Source organism: Clostridia bacterium (assembly GCA_012840125.1).
Taxonomy (GTDB): Bacteria; Bacillota; DULZ01; order DULZ01; family DULZ01; genus DULZ01.
Genome location: DULZ01000030.1, coordinates 1 through 17,953, shown reverse-complemented (window position 1 = coordinate 17,953; position 17,953 = coordinate 1). Strand labels below are relative to the sequence as shown.

Annotated in this window: 22 protein-coding genes, 1 pseudogene and 1 other annotated feature; of the genes and pseudogenes, 19 read left to right on the top strand and 4 right to left on the bottom strand. The window is 53.0% G+C overall.

Going from position 1 to position 17,953, the window contains the following annotated elements; genetic code table 11:
- The first annotated feature begins 9 nt into the window (after window positions 1-9).
- The 6 genes from murA (at window position 10) to sigE (ending at window position 5,575) form a co-directional block, all read left to right on the top strand.
- Window positions 10-1,272 carry a UDP-N-acetylglucosamine 1-carboxyvinyltransferase gene (gene murA, locus GXX34_03565; GenBank protein ID HHW06604.1) on the top strand — a complete coding sequence of 421 codons (1,263 nt, stop codon included), beginning with the start codon at window positions 10-12 and terminating at the stop codon, window positions 1,270-1,272.
- Between the two features lie 118 nt (window positions 1,273-1,390).
- Complete coding sequence (locus GXX34_03560) at window positions 1,391-2,137, top strand: FtsQ-type POTRA domain-containing protein (GenBank protein ID HHW06603.1); 747 nt, start codon at window positions 1,391-1,393, stop codon at window positions 2,135-2,137.
- Between the two features lie 17 nt (window positions 2,138-2,154).
- Window positions 2,155-2,490, top strand: coding sequence for a small basic family protein (locus GXX34_03555; protein HHW06602.1), 336 nt, complete (start codon window positions 2,155-2,157; stop codon window positions 2,488-2,490).
- A gap of 239 nt (window positions 2,491-2,729) precedes the next feature.
- Window positions 2,730-3,779: a cell division protein FtsZ gene (gene ftsZ / locus GXX34_03550; GenBank protein HHW06601.1), complete on the top strand. Its 1,050-nt coding sequence runs from the start codon at window positions 2,730-2,732 to the stop codon at window positions 3,777-3,779.
- A gap of 153 nt (window positions 3,780-3,932) precedes the next feature.
- Complete coding sequence (locus GXX34_03545) at window positions 3,933-4,844, top strand: sigma-E processing peptidase SpoIIGA (GenBank protein ID HHW06600.1); 912 nt, start codon at window positions 3,933-3,935, stop codon at window positions 4,842-4,844.
- Entirely contained in the window at window positions 4,844-5,575 is a 732-nt protein-coding gene (gene sigE / locus GXX34_03540) for an RNA polymerase sporulation sigma factor SigE (protein ID HHW06599.1), read from the top strand. Before GXX34_03545 ends, sigE begins: the two co-directional genes overlap by 1 nt.
- Window positions 5,576-5,651: 76 nt before the next feature.
- Here the strand turns inward: sigE and GXX34_03535 are convergent.
- The 4 genes and pseudogenes from GXX34_03535 to GXX34_03520 all read right to left on the bottom strand — a co-directional run bounded on the left by GXX34_03535 (window position 5,652) and on the right by GXX34_03520 (window position 7,488).
- Window positions 5,652-5,744 (bottom strand): annotated as a pseudogene (locus tag GXX34_03535) (AraC family transcriptional regulator).
- A gap of 91 nt (window positions 5,745-5,835) precedes the next feature.
- Window positions 5,836-6,036, bottom strand: coding sequence for a hypothetical protein (locus tag GXX34_03530; protein HHW06598.1), 201 nt, complete (start codon window positions 6,034-6,036; stop codon window positions 5,836-5,838).
- Between the two features lie 238 nt (window positions 6,037-6,274).
- On the bottom strand, window positions 6,275-6,889 hold the full coding sequence (locus tag GXX34_03525; protein HHW06597.1) for a right-handed parallel beta-helix repeat-containing protein: 615 nt from the start codon (window positions 6,887-6,889) through the stop codon (window positions 6,275-6,277).
- 419 nt (window positions 6,890-7,308) lie between these two features.
- On the bottom strand, window positions 7,309-7,488 hold the full coding sequence (locus GXX34_03520) for a hypothetical protein (protein ID HHW06596.1): 180 nt from the start codon (window positions 7,486-7,488) through the stop codon (window positions 7,309-7,311).
- A 150-nt stretch (window positions 7,489-7,638) separates the two neighbouring features.
- On the opposite strand from GXX34_03520, the gene sigG reads away from it, so the two are divergent.
- The 13 genes from sigG to GXX34_03455 all read left to right on the top strand — a co-directional run bounded on the left by sigG (window position 7,639) and on the right by GXX34_03455 (window position 17,557).
- Window positions 7,639-8,412, top strand: a complete 774-nt coding sequence (sigG, locus tag GXX34_03515) for an RNA polymerase sporulation sigma factor SigG (GenBank protein HHW06595.1) — start codon at window positions 7,639-7,641, stop codon at window positions 8,410-8,412.
- Between the two features lie 16 nt (window positions 8,413-8,428).
- Window positions 8,429-9,040: a stage II sporulation protein R gene (gene spoIIR, locus GXX34_03510; protein HHW06594.1), complete on the top strand. Its 612-nt coding sequence runs from the start codon at window positions 8,429-8,431 to the stop codon at window positions 9,038-9,040.
- Between the two features lie 251 nt (window positions 9,041-9,291).
- Window positions 9,292-9,552, top strand: a complete 261-nt coding sequence (locus tag GXX34_03505) for a YlmC/YmxH family sporulation protein (protein HHW06593.1) — start codon at window positions 9,292-9,294, stop codon at window positions 9,550-9,552.
- Between the two features lie 157 nt (window positions 9,553-9,709).
- Window positions 9,710-10,222 carry a transcriptional repressor NrdR gene (nrdR, locus tag GXX34_03500; protein HHW06592.1) on the top strand — a complete coding sequence of 171 codons (513 nt, stop codon included), beginning with the start codon at window positions 9,710-9,712 and terminating at the stop codon, window positions 10,220-10,222.
- Window positions 10,182-12,200, top strand: coding sequence for an anaerobic ribonucleoside-triphosphate reductase (gene nrdD, locus GXX34_03495; protein ID HHW06591.1), 2,019 nt, complete (start codon window positions 10,182-10,184; stop codon window positions 12,198-12,200). Before nrdR ends, nrdD begins: the two co-directional genes overlap by 41 nt.
- A 16-nt stretch (window positions 12,201-12,216) precedes the next feature.
- Entirely contained in the window at window positions 12,217-12,690 is a 474-nt protein-coding gene (gene nrdG / locus GXX34_03490) for an anaerobic ribonucleoside-triphosphate reductase activating protein (protein ID HHW06590.1), read from the top strand.
- Between the two features lie 138 nt (window positions 12,691-12,828).
- The gene (gene pgeF / locus GXX34_03485) at window positions 12,829-13,650 is read left to right on the top strand and encodes a peptidoglycan editing factor PgeF (protein HHW06589.1); all 822 of its coding nucleotides are present in this window, start codon (window positions 12,829-12,831) and stop codon (window positions 13,648-13,650) included.
- Between the two features lie 23 nt (window positions 13,651-13,673).
- Window positions 13,674-14,633: a hypothetical protein gene (locus tag GXX34_03480; protein ID HHW06588.1), complete on the top strand. Its 960-nt coding sequence runs from the start codon at window positions 13,674-13,676 to the stop codon at window positions 14,631-14,633.
- Between the two features lie 63 nt (window positions 14,634-14,696).
- The gene (locus tag GXX34_03475) at window positions 14,697-15,386 is read left to right on the top strand and encodes a YggS family pyridoxal phosphate-dependent enzyme (GenBank protein HHW06587.1); all 690 of its coding nucleotides are present in this window, start codon (window positions 14,697-14,699) and stop codon (window positions 15,384-15,386) included.
- A 13-nt stretch (window positions 15,387-15,399) separates the two neighbouring features.
- The gene (locus tag GXX34_03470; GenBank protein ID HHW06586.1) at window positions 15,400-15,834 is read left to right on the top strand and encodes a cell division protein SepF; all 435 of its coding nucleotides are present in this window, start codon (window positions 15,400-15,402) and stop codon (window positions 15,832-15,834) included.
- 56 nt (window positions 15,835-15,890) lie between these two features.
- Window positions 15,891-16,670, top strand: coding sequence for a pyrroline-5-carboxylate reductase (gene proC, locus GXX34_03465; protein HHW06585.1), 780 nt, complete (start codon window positions 15,891-15,893; stop codon window positions 16,668-16,670).
- A 6-nt stretch (window positions 16,671-16,676) separates the two neighbouring features.
- A complete protein-coding gene (locus GXX34_03460) occupies window positions 16,677-16,937 on the top strand; it encodes a YggT family protein (protein HHW06584.1) in 261 nt (86 codons plus the stop codon).
- Between the two features lie 35 nt (window positions 16,938-16,972).
- Complete coding sequence (locus GXX34_03455; protein ID HHW06583.1) at window positions 16,973-17,557, top strand: DivIVA domain-containing protein; 585 nt, start codon at window positions 16,973-16,975, stop codon at window positions 17,555-17,557.
- Window positions 17,558-17,614: 57 nt separating this feature from the next.
- Window positions 17,615-17,845, top strand: a binding site (T-box leader).
- The last annotated feature ends 108 nt before the right edge of the window (window positions 17,846-17,953 follow it).

Below are 17,953 nucleotides of genomic sequence, written 5' to 3'. Positions count from 1 at the left end.
TGAAGATCCTTGGAAAAGTTTATTGTGATGGGAGGTAACCGGTTAGTCGGAGACATTAAAGTCAGCGGCGCTAAGAACGCCATCCTGCCGATCATGGCGGCCTGCTTATTAACCCACGGGGAAGTGACCCTGTTTCAAGTGCCTAAAATCAGGGATGTCACCATGATGGCGAAGATCCTAACCCATCTTGGAGCTGTGGTTAACTGGTCCGGCAGCACCCTCAACATTAAAGGAGAGCAGGTGGAACCGAAGGAAGTTTCCGAAGCACTGATGCGGCAGTTAAGGGCATCAAACTTAATTGTGGGCCCCTTGCTCAGCCGTTTTCGCAAAGTGAAAGTGGCTTATCCCGGCGGCTGTGCCATCGGTTCCAGGCCCATGGACCTGCATTTGAAAGGCTTTCGTGCCATGGGAGCGACGGTGACGGAGAAATACGGCTTTATCGAATTGGAGGCTCCCAACTTGCACGGGGCGGAGATACACCTGGATTTCCCCAGTGTGGGGGCCACGGAAAACATCATGATGGCGGCGGTGCTGGCCAAAGGGAATACGGTGATCCGGAATGCGGCACGAGAGCCGGAAATCGTTGACCTGCAGAACTGCCTCAACGCCATGGGAGCTCGCATCAAGGGAGCGGGCTTGGATACCATTAAGATAGAAGGCGTGACCGAGCTGGGCTCAGCGGAGCACACCATTATCCCGGACCGGATTGAAGCCGGGACACACATGGTGGCGGCGGCGATAACCAGGGGAGACGTACATATTACGAATGTCATCGTTGAGCATGTGGAACCGGTAGTGGCTAAGTTAAAAGAAATGGGCGTCCACGTCTGGGAAACCAGCGGCAGCAGCATCCGCGTGAAGGCCCCCGGCCGGTTAAAAGCGGCGGACTGCCGCACCCTGCCTTACCCGGGTTTTCCTACTGATATGCAGCCCCAGATTATGGCCTTGATGACGGTGGCGGAAGGTACCAGTGTGGTGGCTGAGAGCATTTTTGATAACCGCTTCAAGCATGTGGATGAATTGCGCCGCATGGGGGCGAACATCAAAGTGGAAGGCCGGGTAGCCATCATCAAGGGCGTGCCTAGGTTGAGCGGAGCTTTTGTGGAAGCCACTGATCTAAGAGCCGGTGCCGCTTTAGTCCTGGCAGGTTTGGTGGCGGAAGATGCGACCATCATTGAGAGTATTGAACACGTGGATCGAGGTTATGAAAGCCTGGAGAGCAAGTATGCGGCTTTAGGAGCACGCATTATAAGGGTTAACGGCAAGTCATAAATCCGGCGGCTAATTAGGTGGCTGCTTTTTTTATGGGAAACTTGGACAAGGCTTTGTATTCTGTTATAATTACGGAAGAACCCATTTTCCGGTGGATGTGGATCTGGGAGGTGGCTGGGTGGCTCGTAAACGGCGGATCCGGCTGGTACGAAAACGGCGGCTGGTCGTATTCCGGGCACTGCTGGCAATTATAGTTGTTTCTTTATCCCTTTTTTATTTTATCCAATCTCCCTTTTGGGCCGTGGAAGCAGTGACGGTCAGGGGAAACAGCTTCATCCCTGCCGGGGAGCTGCGGGAACTTGCCGGTATTCCCCTGGGCATTAACATTTTTAAAGTGGACTTTTACCAAGCAGAACAGCATCTCTTGCTGCATCCACTGGTCAAAGAAGTCCAGTTGATGCGCAAGCTGCCGCGGGAGATCCAGATTGTCGTGAGCGAGCGAACGCCGAAAGCAGTCATTCCTTTTAACGATGGTTTTTACCAGATAGACGGGGAGCAACATGTGCTCCGCAGTGTACCTACGGTAAGCGACAGCAGCTTGCCTTTAATCACCGGGTTGGAGGTGGGGGATCTCAGCCCCGGGCAGCGCCTATCCTCGGAGCTCTTAGGAGAGGCTTTGGCGCTGGTGGATAAGCTGCCTCCTGCATTGAGAGAGCTGGTGGCGGAAATTGACTTGTCACAGCAAGACACCATTTTTTTACATACCGTGGACGGGGTGAAAGTCAACTTTGGGGATAGCAACCGGATTGACGAGAAGGCGGCCTTGATGGAGGAAATCCTGCAAACGACCCTGATCAATAGAGCGGACCTAGAATACGTGGATCTTAGTTTTGCCGGTGCTCCTGTGATCAAATATGCCAACTGAAGAAGGCGGTGTGGTGGATGTGGCTTTTATTTCCATTTATCGGATTATTGATCGGGATTCTCATTGGCCTCCAGTATCCCCTGCAGATTCCCATTGAATATGCCAAATACATGTCCGTAGGTGTGTTGGCAGCGCTGGATTCCGTGTTTGGTGCCATTAGAGCTGCCATGGAGGATAAATTTGACCAGATTGTTTTCTTGACCGGTTTTTTCAGCAATACGTTGCTGGCCGGGGTGCTGGCCTACATCGGGGATCAGCTCGGGGTGGAACTGTACATGGCGGCGGTTTTTGTCTTCGGGGTCAGGTTGTTCCAAAATCTAGGCATTATCAGGCGGTACCTGATAAAAAAGTAGATAAATTACAACAATGTTAATTGAAAAAAAAGGGAATTTCCATTTGGTGTTGAATCATCTTTGTAGCAAGAATTCCGAGGGCTTGCGAGGCATTACCCGGGATATGTTTCAAACAACCCTCCTAGTTTTGGTGGGTTGGTGTTTCAAATATGCCCACCGCAGTAATTCAATACTGTGGTAAGCTGCATCTATCGAATTTTCCTTATCTTCTAACCGATGCGTAATAAGGAGGGTAATTAATGCTGGAATTTGAAGAGCAAGACATTAGTCAATTTGCGAGGATCAAGGTGATCGGTGTCGGGGGCGGCGGAGGAAATGCAGTGAACCGGATGATTGCGGCCGGGCTGCAAGGGGTGGAGTTTATCTGCATTAATACCGATGTTCAGGCTCTTAAGTTTACCACCGCAGAAACTCGCTTGCAAATCGGTGCCAAGCTGACCAGGGGTTTAGGTGCCGGTGCCAACCCCGAAATCGGAAAGAAAGCGGCGGAAGAAAGCGCCGATGAGATTTTGAAGCACTTGCAGGGATCCGACATGGTCTTTATCACCGCCGGCATGGGCGGGGGCACCGGCACCGGTGCTGCGCCCGTGGTGGCGGAGTTGGCCCGGGAAGTAGGGGCCTTGACCGTTGGCGTGGTGACCCGCCCGTTTAGTTTTGAAGGGAAGAAGAGAGCCGATCAAGCGGAAAGAGGCATTAGAGAGTTAAAAGAAAAAGTCGATACGCTAATTGTGATACCCAACGACCGGCTGATGCAGGTAGCCGGCAAGGATACTTCCGTCACCGATGCCTTCAGGATTGCTGACGATGTTCTAAGACAGGGCGTACAGGGCATCTCGGATTTGATTGCCATTCCCGGGTTGATCAACCTGGATTTCGCCGACGTGAAAACCATCATGTCGCAAACGGGATCCGCCCTCATGGGCATCGGCAGGGCTACGGGGGATAAAAGAGCCGTCGAAGCGGCGCGGATGGCTATCTCCAGTCCTTTGCTGGAAACCTCCATCGACGGGGCCAGGGGAGTGCTGCTCAACATCACCGGAGGCTCCAATTTGGGACTGCTGGAGGTCAACGAGGCGGCGGAAATCATTTCTTCCGCGGCGGATCCGGAGGCTACTATTATCTTTGGCGCCGTCATCAACGATGATTTGAAGGATGAGGTGCGCATTACGGTTATTGCTACCGGCTTTGATCAGAAGCCTAAGGCCCCGAAAATGGGCAGTGAGCTGAACATCAAGCAGTTCTCCAGCGAGGACATTGTGATCCCGGCTTTCATGCGCAGGCATAAGTAGAAAACCAAGGCGAAAAGCTTTGGTTTTTTTTTATGCGGACTCCAAATCCTGACAACTTTTGCCTGGCTTGTATTGTATAATAATGAAAACCACAAAATGGTTTCACTGAGAGAAATAGGGGAAGCTGGGAAAATGCCGGTTATCTATCTTGATATGGTGTTGCTGGTAAACTTTGCAATGGACCTGGTGATCCTCTGGTCCGTCGGCTTTTGCTTACGGCTACCGCTCAAATGCCGGCGGATAGCAGCGGCGGCTCTGGTGGGAGCCCTCTATGCCGTGATGATCATGCTGCCCCCTTTGAGTTTCCTGGCTAATTTCGCTATTAAAATCTTGTACTCCTGGTTGATGCTGGTCATCGCCTTTCCGTGGCAGTCCTGGCAGATGTTGGGTAAAGCTGTTGCCTGTTTTTACCTGATTTCTTTCCTGGCGGGAGGTGCCGTGGTGGGAGGGGTTTACTTGTTTCAGGATCTGGGGAAGGTCGCTAATTACAATGGTGTCCTGGCTTTGGCCGGACTGCCGGCGGCCTGGCTGCTAATCGCCGTGGCGGTCCTATGTCTCGTGAGCACTCTAGGTATGGCCGTTTTTCGCCGTCACCTGCAGAAGAGCCGGCACTCTCTCCCGGTGGTCATGGTTTTTGGGGAAGAGAAGATTGCTGCGAGAGCCCTGGTGGATACGGGCAATCATTTAAGAGATCCTTTGTCCCAAAAACCCGTGCTGGTGGCGGAGGAGGCCTTACTGAGGAGTGTCTTGCCAAGAGATATCCGCTGCTTGTTCCGGGTGTCCGGGGAACTCAAGTGGGAAGAGGTGGAAGCCTTGTTTAAAGGAACCGGGTGGGAGCGGAGAGTGCGCCTGTTGCCCTTTCATTCTTTGGGCACAGCTCAGGGAATGCTGATCGGTTTCCTGTCAGACGGAGTCTATGTGGATCTCGGCCGGGAAGTGGTATACCAGCCTAAAGTGATCGTGGGGGTTTATCATGGGCGTTTATCCCAGGAGGGGCATTACCGCGCCTTGTTGCATCCCGAATTGTTACAACCGGATGTAATGGATAGAAAGGGGGTGGCATGATGGAAAAAGTCTCCTTCATGTATTGGAAATGGATTTTAAGGTTAAACATAGTGAAACTCCTGAGAAAACTATCCTTGATCGATGATGTTTACTATGTGGGATCCGGGGAAGCACTGCCCCCGCCTCTCACCACGGATGAAGAGATATTCCTCATCGAGCGTTTGGAGCACGGGGACTTGACGGTGAAAGGGCAGTTAATCGAAAGAAATCTCCGCCTGGTGGTGTATATCGCTCGCAAATTCGAAAACACCGGCGTGGGCATTGAAGATTTGGTATCCATCGGTACCATCGGGCTGATCAAGGCAGTCAATACCTTTGATCCCAAAAAGAAGATTAAACTTGCCACCTATGCTTCCCGCTGCATTGAGAATGAGATCCTGATGTACTTGCGCCGCAACAACAAGACCAAGGCGGAAGTCTCTTTTGATGAACCCTTGAACATAGATTGGGACGGTAATGAGCTGCTGCTCTCCGACGTTTTGGGCACGGACAACGATATTATCTATAAATCCATTGAGGAAGAGGTTGACCGCAAGCTTCTCAGGCAAGCATTAAAAAAACTGTCGGCCAGGGAAAAGAAGATTATGGAATTTAGATTTGGGTTGGTAGACGGGTCGGAAAAGACCCAAAAAGAAGTTGCTGATATCCTGGGTATTTCCCAGTCATATATTTCCAGACTGGAAAAAAGAATAATCAAACGGCTGCGCAAGGAAATCATTAAGATGGAGTGAGGGGCGTGTCGCAAAACGTTAAAATAAGAACGTAGGGCGACACGCCCTTTTTAATCAGGAAAAAGCCGGCGCATCAACCGAACTTGACAGCCGCATCGGTGACTTTCTCCCCGGGCAATAAATCCTTGTTTGCCTCGGATAGCCGCCTGTGCTTGATATACTCGCTTAAGGCCATGTCGCAAAGGCTCTTGATTGATCACAATCCCGGCGCCGGCGAAAACAGTAAACCTGCCGGCGCCTTTCTATAACAAATAGTAGCCTTACGCTACCCACTTTCCTATTTGCCGTTTTTCGCCAGCATATACTCCAGTTTGGCTATATAACTCTTCTGTAATGCGAGCGCTTTTTCCTGATACGGACGCAAATGACCGGGCACCTGGTCCATTATTGCTTCGCTGTCGGCAACGAGTTTTTTTCAGGCGTTCAATCTCTTTTCTAATCTTCACATTCACATCCATCATCCATTCCCCTCTCTTTCCAGTGCCTCGCCGAGCCGGCACAATCATTAAAGGGCAGTTCATAAGGTTTGCAAGGTTCATCGATATTGCCGAAAAAGTTGTTGTTCACCCCTGCATCCCTGATATTGACAGGGATATTGCACTCCAGTTTATTGTTGAACACAAAGTTCGCTTGGGCACCCGGGCCGAGGGTGATGCCCGAATCGGTATTATGCCTGATCTTGTTTTGTTGGAAGATACCCTAGGGAAAGTCGCTTAAGACAGTGATTCCTTCCCGCAGGTTGGCTTCCACTCTGTTTTCCCCGAAGAACAGGTTGTTATGATTAATCAAGAAACACCCCCTGCTGCCGCTGTTCTGGACCAGATTGCCGACGGCAGCAGAACTGCTGCCCTGGCCCACACTGATACCGCCTAATCTGTTGCCTATCAGCCCATTACCGGCCGTCAGGTTGTTGTCGCCCCAGATCTCCATCCCAAAACCGCCGTTTTTGACGGCCACATTGCCGGCCAATACATTGTTGTTGTCGTCAAGAAAGAAAGTCTCGATGCCGTCATCCCCACACAGGGTGACCAGGTTCTCCAGAACATGGTTGTTCACGCTGCCGCCAACAATCGCAATACCGTCAACAGCATAGCAGATTTCATTTTTCCACAGGAGGTTCCCGCTGGACGAGCTAACACTGATGCCATTGTTTAAAACACCGTTAATTCTGTTCCCGATAATCCGGTGACTGCCGCCCCGGGTAATGAAGATACCATTAGAGCGGTAATGCATGATCGACATGCCGAAAATCTCTACCCCGGTCACATCAGTGAGAAGAAAAGCACTCTGAAGTATACTTTTGCCGTCGAACACCGCTTTGGTTCCCTTGGCAACCAGCCGCAGGTAATCCTAGGTTACGTTCACCGTCTGGAAATACTCCCCGTCTTCCAGCACCAGTACGTCCCCGGGAGCAACGTTGTTTGAGGCGATCAGGGCAAAAAGATCGGTCGTGGGCGAAACAGTAATGACCGCCATCGGAACACTTCCTTTCCAGAAACAGCATATCGGTGGTTAATGGCACTATATGCCTCCATGGCATTACCTGCTACTCGCATCCAAAAAGAGCGCCGCCGGTGGCCGGCCTTCGGTGGATAAAAAACAGCCACCGTGAAAACGGCAGCCGTCTCTAAGTAAAAAACAAAAGGACGGAATTAACTGTTTCGTGAACAGCTTGGAGCCGCTATTCGCAACGGAGGCTGTTCTGATGATCACTTACACGTTATAACAGTGGTCTAGGGCTCCGACCCTTTGCCCAGAGCAAGATTGGCTTTAATAGCGCCGGTTTCGCCGCTTAATTGCTGGGCAAAAAGGACGGAGGCCGCCAGGTTGTCCTCCGTTACCGCCTCGCTCTCATCGGCTTCCACTCCCCTGGTGGTTCCCTTGCCCGGGGCGTTCAATGGGCATAACAACATCTGACTGCAAAAAGACGGCTTTTGGCATCTTCCAGCTGCCGTCTTTTTTTCTTTGCCCGGTGCCAGACTGGCCGCTTGTATAAAAGATTCTGCCCGTGGCAATAATTAAAGATGATTGATAGAATACCACGGTTTGGGGGCTAGCGATGGATGGTCGTTAACAAAGTGGAAATCTGCGGCGTCAACACTTCTAAACTGCCGGTCTTAGGGAACGAGAAAATGCGCCAGCTCTTTCAAGCCATGCAAGCAGGAGATAAGAGCGCCAGGGAAGAACTGGCCAGCGGCAATCTCCGGTTAGTGTTGAGTGTCATCCAGCGTTTTACCAATCGCGGTGAATATGTCGACGATTTATTTCAAGTCGGCTGTATCGGCTTGATGAAAGCTATTGACAACTTCGATTTGAACCAGAACGTCAGGTTTTCCACCTATGCGGTGCCCATGATCATCGGGGAGATCCGGCGGTATCTCCGGGATAACAATCCCATCAGGGTCAGCCGTTCCTTACGGGATATTGCTTACAAGGCACTGCAAGTGCGAGATGCTTTGGCCAACAAATATTCCCGGGAACCCTCGATTACTGAAATCGCCGAGGAACTGGGATTGCCGAGGGAAGAAGTTGTCTTTGCTCTAGATGCTATCCAAGAACCCGTGTCATTATTCGAGCCCATCTACCATGACGGCGGGGATCCGATTTTTGTCATGGATCAGATCGGAGATGAAAAGAATCACGATAATAATTGGCTGGAAGAAATCGCCGTGCGAGAAGCCCTGTCTAAACTAAGCGAGCGGGAAAAAATGATTTTAACGCTGCGGTTTTTCCACGGCAAGACACAGATGGAAGTAGCGGAAGAAATCGGCATCTCCCAAGCACAGGTATCACGCTTGGAGAAGGCTGCTTTAGCCCATATGCGCAAGTACGTTTAACGAGGAGGCGGAAACCGTGAGAAGCATCATCGGGGGATTGTGCCTTTCCGCACTGTTGGTTCTGGGAGGCTACTGGATCCACATGCAGGAAGCCCAGGTGGCTTTTCATCCCGACAATTTAATCCGGCTGCATGTGATTGCCAATTCAGACCTGGCAGTGGACCAGCAGTTGAAACACGAAGTCCGGGATGAGATTCTGGCTAAGCTGGGACCCTATGTGGCGGAAGCCGGGACCGTTCAGGAAGTCCGCGCGGTCCTGCAGGATAGGATGGACTACATCCACCGGCTGGCGGAACATCGCCTGCGGGAAGCCGGGTGTGAGGACCCGGTAAGGGTGGAATACGGGGTTTTCCCCTTTCCGGTCAAGGGTTACGGTTCACTCGTCCTGCCGGCCGGGGAATATGAGGCGGTGAAGGTGATCATCGGCGAGGGAGAAGGGTCCAATTGGTGGTGTGTTCTTTTCCCACCTCTCTGCTTTGTGGACATTGCCCAAGGCGAACTGGAGGAAACGAGCGCCGAGGAGCTTTTGCGACAAGTCAAAGGAGGAGACAAACAGGCGGCGACCCCATGGCCCCACTTTAAATTCAAGACGGCGGAACTTTTGCGCCAGGTGAAGCTGCCCTTTTAAAGTGATACCAGCCCCCGGCAGAGGGGCTTTTTGTTCGTTACGGCGCAATGGTCACTGTGATTAGGTGCCATTCCCCAACCGGTTCCCAGCAGCCCCGGCTTTCTATGAAATACCGTACGGATGCTGTTCAACAGTCTGCGGCTCTCATCAAGAGGGCTTTTTTATTTGCCGGGGGATAGACAGCAGGCACTATTTGAGGACTTGTTTCATATATATTCCTGGAAGATGTAAGCATAACCGGGGGTGGCTTTATGTTGAGAGTTTCGGATCTAAGAATGCGGGATGTAGTCAATATCGTCGACGGCCGGCGGTTAGGCATGATCAAGGACATCGATCTTGACCTGGAAGAAGGCCGGATTAAGTCCATCATCTTGCCCGGCACAGGCCGCTTTATGGGTTTCTTAAGCAAGAACGATGATATTGTCATTCCCTGGGAGAGAATCAGGAAACTAGGTGTAGATGTGATCCTGGTGGAAGTACCTAATTACACGGATCCAAAACACAATTTCTAAACCCGCCGGCAGCCCCAAGAGACCCAGCGGCGCAGCCGGCCGGCAGCCGCCTCCATATGGGACAAGCCATGACACAGTTCTTCATTGACACACTATATGTTGTGGTTTATACTGGTAAATGTACGATATATAGTGACTCCCGGAAGGAGGCGTTTCAATGCGATGCCCTTTTTGTGCCCATCCTGATTCCAAAGTACAAGATACCAGGCCGGCAGATGAAGGGACGGTCATCAGGAGGCGCAGGGAATGCCTGGCTTGCGGCAGGCGGTTTACGACCTATGAGAGGGTGGAAGAGCTGCCTTTAGTCGTGGTGAAGAAGAACGGGCAAAGAGAAGTATTTAACCGGGACAAGCTCCTGACGGGCATTATCAAGTCTTGTGAGAAGCGCCCGGTGGAAATGGCCAGGTTGGAGCAGCTGGTGCAAGAGATTGAAAGGGAACTGTACAATCAGATGGAGCGTGAGGTCTCCAGCCAGGTGATCGGCGAGCTGGTGATGGAGCGGCTGCGGCTTCTGGATGAAGTGGCCTATGTACGTTTTGCTTCCGTGTACCGGGAGTTCAAAGATGTGCAGTCCTTCCTGCAGGAGCTGCAGGACTTGTTACAGCAGAAGCACAAGGAGGATGGAGAAGATGTTGACGCAAATCCAAAAAAGGGACGGGCGCGTAGTTGATTTTGATCCGGAAAAAATCACCGCTGCCATCTTTAAGGCCGCCCAAGCGGTAGGAGGACGGGACCGGAACACGGCGGAGAAACTGACGGAGCAGGTCCTGGCGGAGTTGGAAAGAACCTATCCTGGTAAACTTTTTACCGTAGAAGACGTGCAGGATGTGGTGGAGCGGGTCCTCATTAAGAACGGACATGCCCGGACCGCCAAAGCGTATATTCTGTATCGAGCTAGGCGGACGCAGATCAGGGAAGCGAAATCGGACTTGATGGACGCGGTGGCGGAGATCCTGAAGGAAACCAGCCGGGAAAACGCCAATATCGGTAATTCCCCCTCGGCCAAAATGCTGCAGATTGCCAGCGCGGCCAGCAAGAAATATTATTTAAGCCGGGTTATTCCCAGTACCTTTGCCCGGGCCCACCAGGAGGGCATTATTCATATTCATGATCTTGACTTTTATGGGAAAACTCTGACTTGCATACATATCCCGTTGAAAAGGCTGCTGACGGAAGGATTTGATACCGGGCACGGTTATATCCGGCCGCCGAAACGACCGGGTTCCGCCACGGCCCTGGCGGCGATTATCCTGCAAAGCTCTCAAAATGACATGCACGGCGGCCAGTCCTTTGCCTTTTTTGACCGGGACCTGGCGCCTTTTGTGGCCGGAGCCGATGACGAAGAGGTTTATCAAGCCATGGAGGCTTTTATTTACAACCTCAATTCCATGCATTCCCGGGCCGGGGCGCAGGTTCCTTTCAGCAGCGTGAACCTGGGGACCGATACCAGCGAAGCCGGGCGCAAGGTGACCCGCAACCTGCTGCTGGCTTATGAGAAGGGTTTGGGCCGCGGTGAAAACCCGATTTTCCCCAATATCATTTTCCGGGTAAAAAAAGGGGTGAATTTCCTGCCGGGGGATCCCAATTATGACTTGTTCCAATTGGCCATGCGCGTGGCGGGTAAAAGGATGAATCCCACTTTTAGCTTTATGGATGCCCCTTTTAACAGTCCTTACGGGGATGAAGCGGCCTACATGGGCTGTCGTACCCGGGTCATGTCCAATGTGAACGGCCCTGAGGTTTCCAACGGGCGCGGCAATCTTTCTTTTACCTCGATTAATTTGCCAGGTTTAGCCTTAAAAGCCAAGGGGAAACTGGAATTATTCTTACAGTACCTGGACAGCACTTTGGCACTGGTGGCGGACCAGCTCTACCACCGGTACCGGATCCAATCACGGCTGCGGGTAAAAGATATGCCCTTTTTAATGGGGCAAGGACTCTACCTGGACTCGGACCTGTTGGGCCCGGAGGACCCCATTGAACCGGCCATTAAACACGGCACCTTGACCATCGGTTTCATCGGCTTGGCGGAAACCCTCACCTGCTTAACCGGTAAGCATCACGGGGAGGACCCGCAGAGCCAGGAGCTTGGCCTGGAGATCATAGCCAGGATGCGCCGTTTCACCGACCGGCTCACGGAGCAATCCCGTTTAAATTATTCCTTGCTGGCTACCCCCGCCGAAGGTTTGTCGGGGCGCTTTGTGAAATTTGACCGGGAACGTTTCGGGGTGATACCGGGGGTGACTGATAAGGAATACTATACGAATTCGTTTCACATCCCCGTGTACTATCCCATTTCCTGGTTTGACAAAATCGCTTTGGAAGGGCCTTATCACCAATACTGCAACGGGGGACATATCAGCTATGTGGAGATGAAGTCACCGCCGGCAGGCAACCCCGAGGCCATGGAAGGCCTGATTCGGCACATGGCGGACAGCGGCATCGGCTATGCGGGCATAAATTTCCCCATTGATTTCTGCACCGGCTGCGGTTTTCAAGGGGTGATCAACCAGGCAGAGTGCCCTGCCTGCGGGTGTTCCGCCATCAGGCGGGTACGCCGGATCACCGGTTATTTCAGCACGGTGGACCGGTTCAATGAGGCCAAGAAAGCGGAACTCCGGCAGCGGGTCAATCATTTTGTGGTTTAAGGCAGGTGAGCGGGCCATGAAACTCAGGATTGCCGGGGTGGAAAAAGACAGCGTAGTGGACGGGGCCGGCATCAGGTACGTGATTTTTGCCCAGGGTTGCCCCCACCGCTGCCCGGGCTGCCACAATCCCCAGACCCATGATCCCAGTGGGGGTGAACTGGTGGCCTTGGACACCTTGCTGGCGGATATCTGCCGGCAGAAACACATCAAAGGAGTCACCTTTTCCGGCGGGGAGCCGTTCTTGCAAGCTCAGGCGCTGGCGTCCTTAGGCCGGGAGTTAAAACACAAGGGTTACGACATCGTCACCTATACAGGTTACCTTTTTGAAGACTTGCTGGATTTGTCCCGGTCGCGGCCGGACATCCTGGCGCTCTTAAAGGTAACCGACTGGTTGATTGACGGGCCCTATATCCTAGAGCAGAAAACCTTTAATCTCCCGTACCGCGGTTCCGCTAACCAGCGGGTGATTGACTTAAGACAGTTCGAGTAGGGACAAGCTGTTCATAGTGCATGAGCTCCGGGTCATACCGGGGCTTTTTTTGTCTTGTTTTGCTGATTCGCCGCAAGACGCTTTTACTGGCACGGGTAAGTATTATATAATGATGATTAAACTGAAACTAAAGGTGTGATGCCGGTGTTCCAGTGGCAGCAAGTAAACGGAGTACGTTTTTTGACAGTTACGCCTTTGACGGAAACAGGTTTAGTAAAACATGGCTTTACGTCGCGCCTGGGCGGTGTGAGCCAACCCCCTTTCCATACACTGAACCTGGGCTTCACTGTTCAGGATGCGCCTGAAAAGGTGGTGGAAAACCGGCGGCGCGCGGCCCGGGCCGTCGGCTTTCCCTTGGAAGATTTAGTGGCCCTGCAGCAGGTGCACGGTGACCGCGTGGCGGTGGTGGCGGCGGAACATAGAGGCCGGGGTGCTTTGACCTATGAAACGGCGCTGCCGGGTACCGATGCCGTCATTACCAATGTACCGGGCGTACCCCTCAGCACTTATCATGCGGACTGTGTGCCGGTGATTTTCCTGGATCCCGTTACCCCGGCCGTGGGCTTGGCCCATGCAGGTTGGAAAGGAACGGCTTTAAAGATTGCCGCGAAAACGCTGCTCGAAATGAAGAAATATTTCGGCACCAGGGTGGAAGACTGCCTGGTGGCCATCGGGCCCAGCATCGGACCTTGCTGTTACGAAGTGGACAGGCCCGTGCGGGATGCCTTTGGCCAGGCCTTTGCCCATGGGGAGGCATTTTTTAGGGCTGCCGGGCAGGGAAAATGGCACCTGGACCTGTGGGAGGCTAATGCCAGTGCTTTGGAAGAAGCCGGGGTCCCCAGGGACCATATTTTTACCAGCCGCCTGTGTACCGGCTGCCAAAGAGATTTGTTCTATTCCCACCGGAAAGAAAACGGCTTAACGGGGCGCATGGCTGCTCTGATCATGCTGGCCGGTTAATCTAATCATGGGGTGAAGCTGAAATGGCAGAGGTCAAGGTGATCGTCAGGAAGAAAACACGCCCCCCCATGCCATGGAAGCCGCTGCTGGCGAAAATATGCTGTACCGGGATCCTGTGCCTGGCAGCCTGGTTCGTTTTTCTGCAGTCCTGGGCGATGGTTTTCCCTTTCCTGCTCAATTATTATGAGGTGGAAACCGGGACTCTCCAGCGGCAATTGGATGTGGACCGGGCCCTGGTCATCCGTGATGAAACGGTGGTTTTTGCCTCCCGGGCCGGTACTCTTAACCCGGTGGCTCAGGAAGGACAGCGGGTAGCGGAAAGGGAACCGGTGGCTGTGATTAGAACCAGCGGCGGGGCCAGCCAGGTGATGGAGGCACCCGGCGCCGGGGTAGTGTGCTACCATACGGACGGCTGGGAAAAGGTGTTAACGCCCCAGAATGTCCTGGCTTTGGAACTGGTTAATTTGGATAAGTCCCCTCCGGCTTTGCAGGAGTCAGCGTCCGGCGTTTTTGTTGAGGCGGGGCAGCCCCTGTTCAAAGTCGTCAATAACCTGCAGCCTACCCTGATCTGGTTCCACTTTGATTCCCAGTATCTTGACTTGTTTCCCGCCGTGGGGAAAAAGCTGACTTTTAGCCTGGACGATAAAATATGTCAAGGTACTTTGAAGAACCTCACCAGCCATGGTGTTACCGGTCAGGGAGTGTTGGAACTGGACCGCAAGGAGCTGTTACATGAACGGCAGGTACAGCTAAGCATTATCCTGGCTAAGGCGGAAGGCCCGGTGATTCCCAACCGGGCACTGGTGCTGAAGGACAATGAACAGGGAGTATATAAAAAGACCCTGCAAGGCTATCAATGGATACCGGTGCAGGTTGTGCTCCAAGGGGAAGACTACAGCGTGGTGGATGGCCTGTTAAGGGGCGACCGGGTCATCACCAACCCGTATCTGATTGACGGTGTCGCGAGCCTACCTGCTAATTAGCCAAAATTTAGCAGGAATTCAATGGGGTGTGTAGAAATAACTACATCTGGAGGTCAGGTGGTCATGAGGGACATCAAAACAAATGTGGCTGAAATCCAGGAACGGATCGCGAAAGCCGCGGAACGTTTTGGCCGGAAACCTGAGGAGATTGAGTTGGTAGCGGTGACGAAGACAGTTTCCGCGGAGAGAATTCGTGAAGCTTTGTCAGCCGGCATCCGCCACCTGGGTGAAAACCGGGTGCAGGAACTGGTGGCCAAGTACGAAGAGTTGGGCCCGGTAGCTAATTGGCATCTCATCGGTCATTTGCAGACAAATAAAGTCAAATACATTGTGGACAAGGTGGTCCTAGTGCACTCCTTGGACCGGTGGTCCCTGGCCGAAGAATTGCAGAAAAGAGCCGCGGCAGCCGGGCGGGTGATACCGGTGCTGGTGCAGGTGAATGTGGCCGGGGAAGAGACCAAGTTCGGCCTGCACCGGGATGAAGTGATACCTTTCCTGGACAGGCTCATGGCCCTGGCGAATTTGAAGGTGCAAGGGTTGATGACCATTGCGCCCCTGGTGGATGACCCGGAAGAGGTAAGACCGGTTTTCCGTTCCCTCTACCGGCTTGCCCGGGAGATAGATAATTTGCATTATCCCCGGGTGGAGATGCGGTACCTGTCCATGGGGATGACCAATGATTACGAAGTGGCCGTGGAAGAAGGCGCCAATATGGTCAGGATCGGCAGCGGTATTTTTGGACAACGGGCGTAAAGGAGGATTTTCCATGAAAATTGTGGACAAGGTGCTCAACTTGATTGGCTACGAAATTGAAGAGGAGCCGTCCGAGCCGGCCGCCCCGGGGGCCGAACAGGAGGAGTTGGAGCCGAAAAGCAGGAGAGCGAACCTGGTGGGACTGCCCACGGCGGCCAAGCCTATGCGCATGGCTGTCTCCAAGCCGACGAAATTTGAACAGGTGCAGGTGATCGCCGATCACCTGAAGAACCGCCACCCGGTGGTGGTCAATGTGGAGGCCATGGAACTGGAGATGGCCAGGCGAGTGGTGGATTTCTTAAGCGGAACGGTTTATGCCTTAAACGGCAGCATGCAAAAAGTCAGTCCCGGTATTATTCTCTTTTTGCCCAACAATGTCGAGGTGACCGGGGACCTGACGGGGGACTGGGATGACGAGGAAAACGTTTGGTCCCTGAAATTGTCCTAAAGGAGTAAGGGGTGACCTACTTGTCTTACCGGTTGGCAGTGATTGGCGGCGGGGCCATGGGGGAAGCCCTGGTGGCCGGTGCTTTGCGCAGCGGGCAGTACCGGCCGGAAGAGATTATTGTCAGCGAACCCTTGGCCGGCCGGCGCAGCTACCTGGAGGAACGCTGGCGGGTGTGTACCAGCGCCGGTAACATGGAAGCCGTGCAGGGCACCGGCATCATCGTAACGGCGGTGAAGCCTCAGGTATTCTTCGATGTGTTGAAGCCTTTAACGGCGGTCATCTCGCCGGAACAATTGTTGATCTCCGTGGCGGCAGGTATTACCACCGGCCAGATTGAGAGCATGTTGACAGGTCCGGTCCCGGTGATCCGGGTGATGCCCAATACACCCTGTTTGGTAGGGAAAGGGGCAGCGGTCCTGGCCAGGGGCACCTACGCCTTGGAAGAACACGTGGAGACGGCCAAAAACCTGTTTGGTGCTTTAGGCTTTACGGCGGAACTGCCGGAAGGAAGCTTGGACGGGGTGACGGCTTTAAGCGGCAGTGGGCCGGCCTATGTGTTCTTAATGCTGGAGGCCCTGATTGAAGGAGGAGTGCGGGTCGGTTTGCCCCGGGAGTTGAGCAGGGAGTTGGTCCTGCATACGGTGGCCGGGGCGGTAGACATGCTGGTGGAAACAGGGCAGCACCCTGCCGTGCTGAAAGAAATGGTTACTTCTCCCGGCGGTACGACCGCTTGTGCCCTGGAACATCTTGAAACGGAAGGACTGCGGGGAACTCTGATCAAAGCAGTGGTCCGGGCTTGGGAAAGAGCGCGAGAATTAAGTGGTGCGAAGGAGTGACGAGAGATTAGTTACACGCTGATTCAGCTGGTCCGTGTGGCATTTGAACTGCTGTCCTGGCTCATCATTGCCAGGGCCTTGCTGACCTGGATACCTAATGTTCCTTACAATTCGGTGGTCAAGTTTATTCATGAAGTGACGGATCCGGTCATGATCCCTATCCAACGGATGCTGCCGTACAGCCTGATACCTTTTTCTCCTATCGTGGCGATTCTGGTAATCCAGTTGGTGGAGTGGCTGGTGCTAAGCTTGTTGTATTCGTTGTAAAAGAGGCTACTTGAGGAGAAAAATGGAGGGAAAACATGGTTGCGACACCTCTGGATTTGCAAAAGGGCAGGGAGTTTAAGAAGAGTTTTCGCGGCTACCGGCCGAAAGACGTGGACAGCTATATCAACAAGGTGTTAAAGGATTATGAGCAGATCTACAGGCAGAACTTGGACCTGCAGGAACAACTGCAGGAACTGCAGGAGAAGCTGAATCATTATACTACCATTGAGCATACTTTACAGGAAACGCTGGTGCTGGCCCAGCAAGCGGCGGAGGAAGTGAAGAAAAACGGGGAAAAGGAAGCGGCGCTGCTGCTGGAGCAAGCGCGATTGCAGGGAGAAAACATGATCCGGGATGCCGAGGCGAGAGTGAAGGAAATCAGGGACGAGTACGCCCGCTTGCAGCAATTGGAAGCCGGTTACCGGACCCATTTGAAGGCCTTTTTTCAAGCACAGTTATTGTTACTGGAACAAGAGTTTGGCGGTGACCGGGTAGAGGAAAGAGCAGCGGCACCGGTGGAAGAGCCGGAAGAGGCGGGGAGCAGCCTCGAGGCGATGCTGGAGGAAGCAGCCGCCAGTGTCGGTGAAGAGGAGAAACGTTCCTTGGGGCTTTGCGATTAAGGAACGATTTGACACCGGTACTGATTATGATATAATTTTTACATAATTGAATGACAGTGAATAACCATTAACGGGAGAGTAGATAAGGCGGACCTTCAAGAGAGTCCGGGTCAGGTGGAAGCCGGATAGGGAAGCCTTGTTGAAGATCACCCGGGAGTTGGAACCTTGAAGACTATGCCGTAAGGATAGTTCTAGGGGTTTCCGGAGGCATCTCCGTTACGATGACGAGCGGTCGATCATTGTGATCGGCAATAAAGGTGGTACCGCGGGAAACCTCTCGTCCTTTGGGTGAGGGGTATTTTTATTGCCATGCATTCATAGTGATGAGGTGAAGGAAATGGGATACGATCAAACACTCAACTTGCCGAAAACGGATTTTCCCATGCGAGGCAACTT

Excerpts from the sequence above, each read along its gene's own strand:
- nrdD (HHW06591.1), top strand. The coding sequence starts at position 10,182 with ATGTTGACGCAAATCCAAAAAAGGGACGGGCGCGTAGTTGATTTTGAT.
- GXX34_03480 (HHW06588.1), top strand. The coding sequence starts at position 13,674 with ATGGCAGAGGTCAAGGTGATCGTCAGGAAGAAAACACGCCCCCCCATG.
- proC (HHW06585.1), top strand. The coding sequence starts at position 15,891 with ATGGGGGAAGCCCTGGTGGCCGGTGCTTTGCGCAGCGGGCAGTACCGG.
- sigG (HHW06595.1), top strand. The coding sequence starts at position 7,639 with ATGGTCGTTAACAAAGTGGAAATCTGCGGCGTCAACACTTCTAAACTG.
- GXX34_03505 (HHW06593.1), top strand. The coding sequence starts at position 9,292 with ATGTTGAGAGTTTCGGATCTAAGAATGCGGGATGTAGTCAATATCGTC.
- GXX34_03455 (HHW06583.1), top strand. The coding sequence starts at position 16,973 with ATGGTTGCGACACCTCTGGATTTGCAAAAGGGCAGGGAGTTTAAGAAG.
- pgeF (HHW06589.1), top strand. The coding sequence starts at position 12,829 with ATGCCGGTGTTCCAGTGGCAGCAAGTAAACGGAGTACGTTTTTTGACA.
- nrdG (HHW06590.1), top strand. The coding sequence starts at position 12,217 with ATGAAACTCAGGATTGCCGGGGTGGAAAAAGACAGCGTAGTGGACGGG.
- GXX34_03530 (HHW06598.1), bottom strand. The coding sequence starts at position 6,036 with ATGATGGATGTGAATGTGAAGATTAGAAAAGAGATTGAACGCCTGAAA.
- ftsZ (HHW06601.1), top strand. The coding sequence starts at position 2,730 with ATGCTGGAATTTGAAGAGCAAGACATTAGTCAATTTGCGAGGATCAAG.
- GXX34_03555 (HHW06602.1), top strand. The coding sequence starts at position 2,155 with ATGTGGCTTTTATTTCCATTTATCGGATTATTGATCGGGATTCTCATT.
- GXX34_03475 (HHW06587.1), top strand. The coding sequence starts at position 14,697 with ATGAGGGACATCAAAACAAATGTGGCTGAAATCCAGGAACGGATCGCG.
- GXX34_03520 (HHW06596.1), bottom strand. The coding sequence starts at position 7,488 with ATGTTGTTATGCCCATTGAACGCCCCGGGCAAGGGAACCACCAGGGGA.
- nrdR (HHW06592.1), top strand. The coding sequence starts at position 9,710 with ATGCGATGCCCTTTTTGTGCCCATCCTGATTCCAAAGTACAAGATACC.
- sigE (HHW06599.1), top strand. The coding sequence starts at position 4,844 with ATGGAAAAAGTCTCCTTCATGTATTGGAAATGGATTTTAAGGTTAAAC.
- GXX34_03545 (HHW06600.1), top strand. The coding sequence starts at position 3,933 with ATGGTGTTGCTGGTAAACTTTGCAATGGACCTGGTGATCCTCTGGTCC.
- GXX34_03470 (HHW06586.1), top strand. The coding sequence starts at position 15,400 with ATGAAAATTGTGGACAAGGTGCTCAACTTGATTGGCTACGAAATTGAA.